The following is a 7,166-nucleotide window of genomic DNA, read 5'->3' as shown; positions in this document are numbered from 1 at the left end:
TAAAAGAAGGTGGAAGCCAGGATGCGCTGGTTTCCACCTTTTTGAGGTTTCATACTTATGATCGGGCAGTTTTACAGAACATCTCAGAACAGCAATGATACAAAAGACTATGCAAAGAATGAGTTGTTTATCAGAAGTAAGGCGGTATGCGGCAGTTTTGCTCAGCCAGACTACCATTGCTTTTGAGTTTTAAGTTGTTCTGTAATATTAGTATATGTAGAATGCTTGTATGTGTGAACAAGCTGCATCTTGTCTGGCTGAATGGGTAATTTCTTGTAAAAGTGACTATGAATCCAGAATGAATAATGGTAAAATGAAAGTATATTCACAAATAGTAAGCGCAGAAAAAGAAATGTTCTGCGAATTGACAGGAGAAGGAGTTTGCATGATGAAAAACAGGGGAAATAATGTTGCCCGTCCAAATCAGGTTACCATGACCTTCCGCATTTTATGTGGAGTTTACCTGGTTTATCTGGCTTATGGACTGATTGGAGAGGCTGGTCAGTTTTCTGGCATATGGAAAGTGTCTGCCTATTTCTTTATTGGCTTATTTGCAGTATCGGGAGTGGCAATTGTGGGAGTGACCTTAAAACGTCTGAGAGAAGATTACCTGAGCAGTAAAATAAGTGAGGAACATAAAGAAGAAGAGGATGAGAAAGAAGAGCAAGGCTAAGGCTTTGTTCTTTTTTTTATAAAACAAGAAGCAAAATTTCCATTGGGTATTCGGATATGGAGAAAAGTATAGCAAAAAAAATCCCAAAAGCTCTATGTAATTCAGCTTCTGGGTCAGTATTCAATCAGTCGGAGTAACAGGATTTGAACCTGCGACCTCTCGGCCCCCAGCCGAGCGCGCTACCAAGCTACGCCATACTCCGTTTCCTCAACACTATGATATTATAGCAGAAACTTTTGATTTGGTAAAGTATATTTCTTGAAAAAAATTCAAATTTAGGCTATTATGGTAAGGACAAGATAAATTCAGATCAGAAAAAGGTGAAAATAGATGAAGCCAATCGTAAGCTTTGATGTAGATATGACGTTGCTTGACCATAAAGACTGGACGATTCCAGACAGTGCCATGGAGGCGATAGAGCGGCTGAGAGATCGTTATACCATTGTAATTGCTACAGGCAGAGATATGGATTCCATTTTCAGTACAGCTATACGGGATCAGGTGAGACCTGATGCGATCATCCATCTTAATGGTACGAAAGTAACGGTTGGGGAAACGATTATTTATGAACATACATTTGATAAGGTGTTATTGAAGGAAGTTTTAAAATATGCAGAGACAACACCTTACAGCGTAGGAACTACAGTGGGAGATTTTGATTACTATACTCATCCCGAGAATATAAAAGCCCGTGATATTGAGCTTTGGGGAGAATGCGGCAGGAGATTTGCAGAACCTTACAAGCTTCTGGATTTGGAAGTCAGGACAATGGCATATATGGGAGATGAGAAAGGCGCAAAGGCCATGGAAGAACAATTCCCTGAGATTCATGTTCATATGTTTGCGGATAAAAAGGGAGCCGATGTGGTAGAGCGAAAGGCTTCAAAAGCGGTGGGATTAGTAAGGCTCTGTGAATATTTTAAGATACCTTTATCAGAGACCATTGCCTTTGGAGACAGCATGAATGATTATGACATTATAAAAGCGGCAGGAAAAGGGATTGCCATGGGAAATGCCATGGAAGAACTAAAGCGGGCGGCTGATTATGTAACAGACCCCATTGATAAAGATGGAATTAAGAATGCCTGCCTGCATTTGGGGCTGATCCGTTAAATTCTGCAGCAATTTCAACTAAAGGAGAGAATGCAATGATAAAAGAAAGACTGGAACAGCTTAGAGCTTTAATGGCGGAGCATCATATGGATGCCTATATGATTCCTACATCGGATTTTCATGAATCTGAGTATGTAGGAGATTATTTTAAATGCCGTGAATTTATTACCGGCTTTACAGGTTCTGCTGGTACAGCGGTGATTACAAAAAATGAAGCAGGGCTTTGGACGGATGGACGCTATTTTGTTCAGGCAGGAAAAGAACTGGATGGAACAGGGATTACGCTTCGTAAGATGGGACAGCCGGGGGTTCCAACAATTGAAGAATATTTAGAAGAGACTCTTCCGGAAAACGGTTGCCTGGGATTTGATGGGCGGGTGATAAACGGTCAGACCGGAAGGGAATTAGAAGCGTTGCTGGAAGACAAGCATGTGACCATAGCCTATGACAAGGATCTGGTTGGACAGATATGGAAGGGGCGTCCTGACCTTTCTGCAGAGCAGGCGTGGATTTTAAAAGAGGATTATGCAGGGAAATCTTCTGCCGAAAAAATTGAAGAACTGCGTTGTAAGATGAAAAAGGAAAAAGCAACCGTTCATATTCTTACGACCTTAGATGATATTGCATGGCTTCTTAACATCAGAGGCAATGATGTGGAGTGCAATCCTGTAGTTCTTTCTTACGGATTGGTTACCATGGATCGTTTTTATCTGTTTATAAATGAAGAAGTGTTAAATGGGAACGTAAGAGATTACTTAAAGAGTCTTGGAGTAACTGTCTGCGCTTATGATGGCATTTACCAGGCTGTAAGACAGTTAAAAGGAGAGCGGATTCTTCTAGAGACCGGAAAAGCAAATTATGCCATTGTAAAGAGCATTGGAGATTCCAATCAGCTTATTAACAAAATGAATCCCACGGCACTTTCCAAAGCGGTAAAAAATCCAACTGAGATTGAAAATATGAGAAAAGCCCACATAAAAGACGGAGTAGCTATGGTGAAATTTATTTACTGGCTGAAGCATCATGTGGGAAAGGAACGGATCACAGAAGTAAGTGCACAGGAATATCTGGATCAGCTTCGCTCTGAGCAGGAAGGGAATCTTGGCATTAGTTTTGATACCATTTCAGCTTATGGTGCCAATGCTGCGATGTGTCATTATAAAGCAACATCGGAGAATGATACGGTTTTAGAGCCAAAAGGTCTTTACCTGGTAGATTCCGGCGGTCAGTATTATGAAGGAACTACTGATATAACAAGAACGATTGCAGTGGGTCCCCTGACTGATGAACTGAGGGAGCATTTTACCCTTACAGTAATCAGTATGCTCCGTCTGGGAGCCGTGAAGTTCCTGTATGGATGCCGTGGTCTGTCCCTGGATTATGTTGCAAGAGAACCGTTTTGGAGCAGAGGGCTTAATTTTGATCATGGAACGGGTCATGGAGTGGGATATTTGTTAAATGTCCATGAACGCCCCAATGGAATCCGGTGGCGCATGGTTCCTGAGAGGCAGGATAACTGTGTTTTGGAGGAAGGTATGGTCACTTCTGACGAACCTGGTATCTATATAGAAGGAAGTCACGGAGTAAGGACAGAGAATCTGACTGTGTGCAGGAAAGCAGAATGCAATGAATTTGGTCAGTTTATGGAGTTTGAATTTTTAACAATGGTACCGATTGATTTAGAGGCCCTTGATCCATCTATCATGACAGAAAGAGATGTGAAACTTTTAAATGACTATCATCAGACTGTTTATGAAAAGATCTCACCCTATTTGTCAAATGAAGAAGCCCTATGGCTGGAAGAGAATACAAAGGCCATTTAGTTATGAGAGGTGCAGGATCATAGAATTATGGTTCTGCACCTTTGTGGTGGTTTGTGCGCCTTTTTAGCCGCAGCAGTATGGGAAGTACTGCTTCCAGATCCTCCGCGGTCAAATCATTCATTAAAGCAGCAGCTTCTTTATTAAGCGGCCGTTCTGTTTTTGACGTATTAAAAAAATCTTTGGGAGTGATTTCAAGATAATCGCAGATTTCAAAAAACTGTTTCATAGAAGGCATTGACCGTCCGGAAGAGATTCCCTGAATGTAACCCTTATTTTTCCCTAAATCCAGGCTCATTTGATATTCGGAAATGTCTTTTTTGAGACGAAGTTCCGTAATTCGATTTCTTACAAACTGTTCATCCAATATTATCACCTCCGGTTAATCATAAAGGATATTTTATTCAAATGTTATGTATTGTATGCGTAATAATGGTCTAAAAACAAGTTGCATATACGTTTAAAAAGCGTTATCATGTATCATATAGGAGTGAAAATGCTGCAGAACAAAAGATTTTGCGGGCACAGGGGGAAGCATGATGATTGGAAATTCAGGAAAGGAATTGGAAAGAGAAAATGCCTTGCGTGTATTTCAATCTTTCCAGTACAGCCAGACAGATCAGTTGTGTAGAAATATAAGTCTTTTTTCAGATACCCTGCTATTTGAATATTTTTACAAGGAAGATAAATTATATCTGTCATCCAATGCGAAAGAGCAGTTAGATTTAACAGCATTTACCCTTTTTTTGGAGAAACACAAAGACCATGCTCCCAAAGAAGGCGAGATTCAGTCATTTGAAATATGCCTTGGAGAAATAGGACAGCCTTATTACTGGTGCAGCTGCAAACTTTGCGCAAAATGGGAAAACCAGATGGATCATCCGGTAAGCCTGGTAGGAAAACTGCAGGATATCACAGGGCTAAAAACAAGAGAAGAACAACTGTTGCTGCAGTCCATAAAAGATGGGCTGACCGGTGTATACAATAAGACAGCGTTTGAATACCGGGTAGAAGAAAGACTGAAAGGCGGCAAAAAAGGCTGGCTTTTAATGATTGATATTGATAACTTCAAAGAGATTAATGATAGCTTTGGGCATCCCGCAGGAGACCGGATTCTGGAACAGGTAGGGAGAATGCTCTGCCATATCTTCCCGGAACCGGATCTGATTGGAAGAGTAGGCGGAGATGAATTCGTGGTTTTTACCTCTACAGCGGATGTTTATGATCGTGCAAAGTATTTATTGGAGCAAGTGGAGCAGATGGTCCCGGAGGAAGACGGCCGGATATCTGTAAGCATTGGCATTGTAACCTGTTCAGGAAAACGCAGGGAAGATTATCAGTATCTTTTCTCCAGAGCAGACAGAGCCATGTATCGGGCAAAGGATGCGGGAAAGAGCAGGATTGCATTTTTTCATAATAATGTTCGGGATATGGGGCTGAAAGAATAATTAACGTTTATATTAATAGGCAGAACGGGAAATCTTACAGGATTCCCGTTTATTTGAGTTACAGAATAAATGACGTAAAAACAGGTTTTAATCATAAGGTAAATTTACCACGGTGTACTGGCAGTGGATAGCATAAGAAAGATTTTTAAAATATCCTTTTCTTTTTAGAAATTATTATATCTATGGGAGATGATAAATGCAAGCTTTTTTGCTGATCTGATTAATTTTGATAGTTTTATGAGAAAAAGTATATTATAATAAAGATAGGAAGGCAGATACCCGGTAAAGAACAGAAATCACCCTGTTTTTTAAAAACCGGGATTTATTATGTAAAAAGCAGAGAGAAAAGGCGGTTTCTATTTATGATAGATAATAGATTGAAAAAAGAGAAATTTCGTGGCGGTGCAACAGAGAAAAAAACCGAAGGTAAAAAGAAACAAAGCGGTGAATCCTACAAGGGGGCGAATAAGGGAAAAGCAAGGGAAAGTGTAAAAGACGCAGATAAAAACCGTGGCTGGGGAAAACAAAAAGAATCGAAAGAAGATTTTAAGAGACCAAAAAGTAAAGGTGTTTCTGCCAAAGATAACAGACTGGTGAAACAAAAAGATCAGAACAACAAAGATCAGAAAGCCAAAAATGAAGAACAAAAATTAAAAGAAAGAAAAGCAATTCAAACAATTGAATTCCGCAAAAGATTAAGAAAAGGAACCGAAAAATGTCCTGTATTCCTTAAATGTGGTGGTTGTCAGTTCTTAGATATTTCCTACGAGGAACAGCTTGCCCACAAGCAGAAAAAGTTAGAGGATTTGCTGAAACCCTACTGTTTTGTAGAGCCTATTATCGGAATGAAGGAACCTTACTATTACCGGAATAAGGTACATGCTGTTTTTGATCATGACAAAAAAGGAAATCCTGTTTCTGGTGTCTATGAACAGAAATCCCACCGTGTGGTTCCCATAGAGACATGTATGATTGAAGATCAAAAAGCGGATGAAATCATTGGAACCATAAGGGGAATGCTTAAATCTTTTAAAATCCGTACTTATGATGAAGATACGGGCTATGGGCTCCTTCGCCACGTTTTAATCCGCCGGGGATTTACAACTGGAGAGATTATGGTGGTTCTCGTGACTTCATCTCCGATCTTTCCTTCAAAGAATAATTTTGTTAAGGCTTTGAGACAAAAACATCCGGAGATCACCACGATCATTCAAAATATCAACGGCCGTGATACCAGTATGGTTCTGGGGGACAAGGAGCATGTGTTGTATGGAAAGGGATATATTGAAGATCTGTTATGCGGATATCGTTTCCGGATCTCTTCGAAATCTTTCTACCAGATAAATCCTGTTCAGACAGAGGTATTATATAAAAAAGCAATGGAAGCGGCTGGGCTGAAGGGCAGAGAACGGGTCATTGATGCCTATTGTGGAATTGGCACCATCGGGATCGTTGCTAGCTCTCATGCCAAAGAAGTGATTGGCGTGGAACTTAATCGGGACGCAGTCCGGGATGCGGTTGAAAATGCAAAAATTAATGGTGTTAAAAATATAAAATTTTTCTGCAATGATGCAGGAAAGTTTATGGTAAAAATGGCTGAAAGTGGAGAACGGGCAGATGTGGTTTTTATGGACCCGCCAAGAACAGGGAGCAGTGAGGAGTTTATAGATTCTGTAGCAAAGCTTGGACCAGAAAAGGTGGTGTATGTTTCTTGCGGACCGGATAGTCTGGTTAGGGATTTGGAAGTGTTTAGGAAGAAAGGGTATGAGGCTAGAAAGGGATGGGGGGTGGATTTGTTTCCGTTTACGAATCATGTTGAAGCAGTGATAATGATGACGTATTGTGGTTCAGACAAGAAAACTAAGGGTTAGACCACAATATGTTGTGGTTTTTGGCTCAAAAATGACCGATTTCAGAGCTCAAAAAATGCGATTTTTGCCCCCGTTTTTTTGCCCATTCCACAGATGACATAGTGTAGTTGGAGAGATGTTACCCCAAAAACCAGTGGAGTATTACGAGATATATAAAAGAGAATAAACCCTGAAAACATCATGAATGCAATACCACTTAAGACAGTTCAAGGTTTAATTTATTGAATAAATCTAGAAACCT

Annotated in this window: 6 protein-coding genes and 1 tRNA gene; 5 read left to right on the top strand and 2 right to left on the bottom strand. The window is 40.3% G+C overall.

Annotated elements, in window-relative coordinates:
- The first annotated feature begins 385 nt into the window (after nt 1-385).
- Nucleotides 386-673 (top strand): hypothetical protein, encoded by a 288-nt coding sequence (locus tag FAY33_RS10530; RefSeq protein ID WP_143321178.1) that lies wholly within the window; start codon nt 386-388, stop codon nt 671-673.
- 128 nt (nt 674-801) lie between these two features.
- Here the strand turns inward: FAY33_RS10530 and FAY33_RS10525 are convergent.
- Nucleotides 802-875 (bottom strand) — tRNA-Pro (locus FAY33_RS10525).
- A gap of 128 nt (nt 876-1,003) precedes the next feature.
- Here FAY33_RS10525 and FAY33_RS10520 point away from each other — a divergent pair.
- Both FAY33_RS10520 and FAY33_RS10515 read left to right on the top strand, forming a co-directional pair.
- A complete protein-coding gene (locus FAY33_RS10520; RefSeq protein ID WP_185967577.1) occupies nt 1,004-1,786 on the top strand; it encodes an HAD family hydrolase in 783 nt (260 codons plus the stop codon).
- A 35-nt stretch (nt 1,787-1,821) separates the two neighbouring features.
- A complete protein-coding gene (locus FAY33_RS10515) occupies nt 1,822-3,609 on the top strand; it encodes an aminopeptidase P family protein (RefSeq protein WP_143321177.1) in 1,788 nt (595 codons plus the stop codon).
- A 25-nt stretch (nt 3,610-3,634) separates the two neighbouring features.
- Here FAY33_RS10515 and FAY33_RS10510 read toward each other — a convergent pair whose 3' ends face one another.
- Nucleotides 3,635-3,973, bottom strand: a complete 339-nt coding sequence (locus FAY33_RS10510; RefSeq protein ID WP_143321176.1) for a helix-turn-helix transcriptional regulator — start codon at nt 3,971-3,973, stop codon at nt 3,635-3,637.
- A 169-nt stretch (nt 3,974-4,142) separates the two neighbouring features.
- Here FAY33_RS10510 and FAY33_RS10505 point away from each other — a divergent pair, with 169 nt between their 5' ends.
- Both FAY33_RS10505 and rlmD read left to right on the top strand, forming a co-directional pair.
- Nucleotides 4,143-5,054: a GGDEF domain-containing protein gene (locus FAY33_RS10505; protein WP_143321175.1), complete on the top strand. Its 912-nt coding sequence runs from the start codon at nt 4,143-4,145 to the stop codon at nt 5,052-5,054.
- Nucleotides 5,055-5,416: 362 nt separating this feature from the next.
- Nucleotides 5,417-6,925, top strand: coding sequence for a 23S rRNA (uracil(1939)-C(5))-methyltransferase RlmD (gene rlmD, locus FAY33_RS10500; protein ID WP_143321174.1), 1,509 nt, complete (start codon nt 5,417-5,419; stop codon nt 6,923-6,925).
- Nucleotides 6,926-7,166: the final 241 nt, after the last annotated feature.

It is taken from the genome of Clostridium sp. HBUAS56010 (assembly GCF_007115105.1).
Lineage (GTDB): Bacteria > Bacillota > Clostridia > Lachnospirales > Lachnospiraceae > Lacrimispora.
This window is presented reverse-complemented; position numbering and strand designations above follow the sequence as displayed.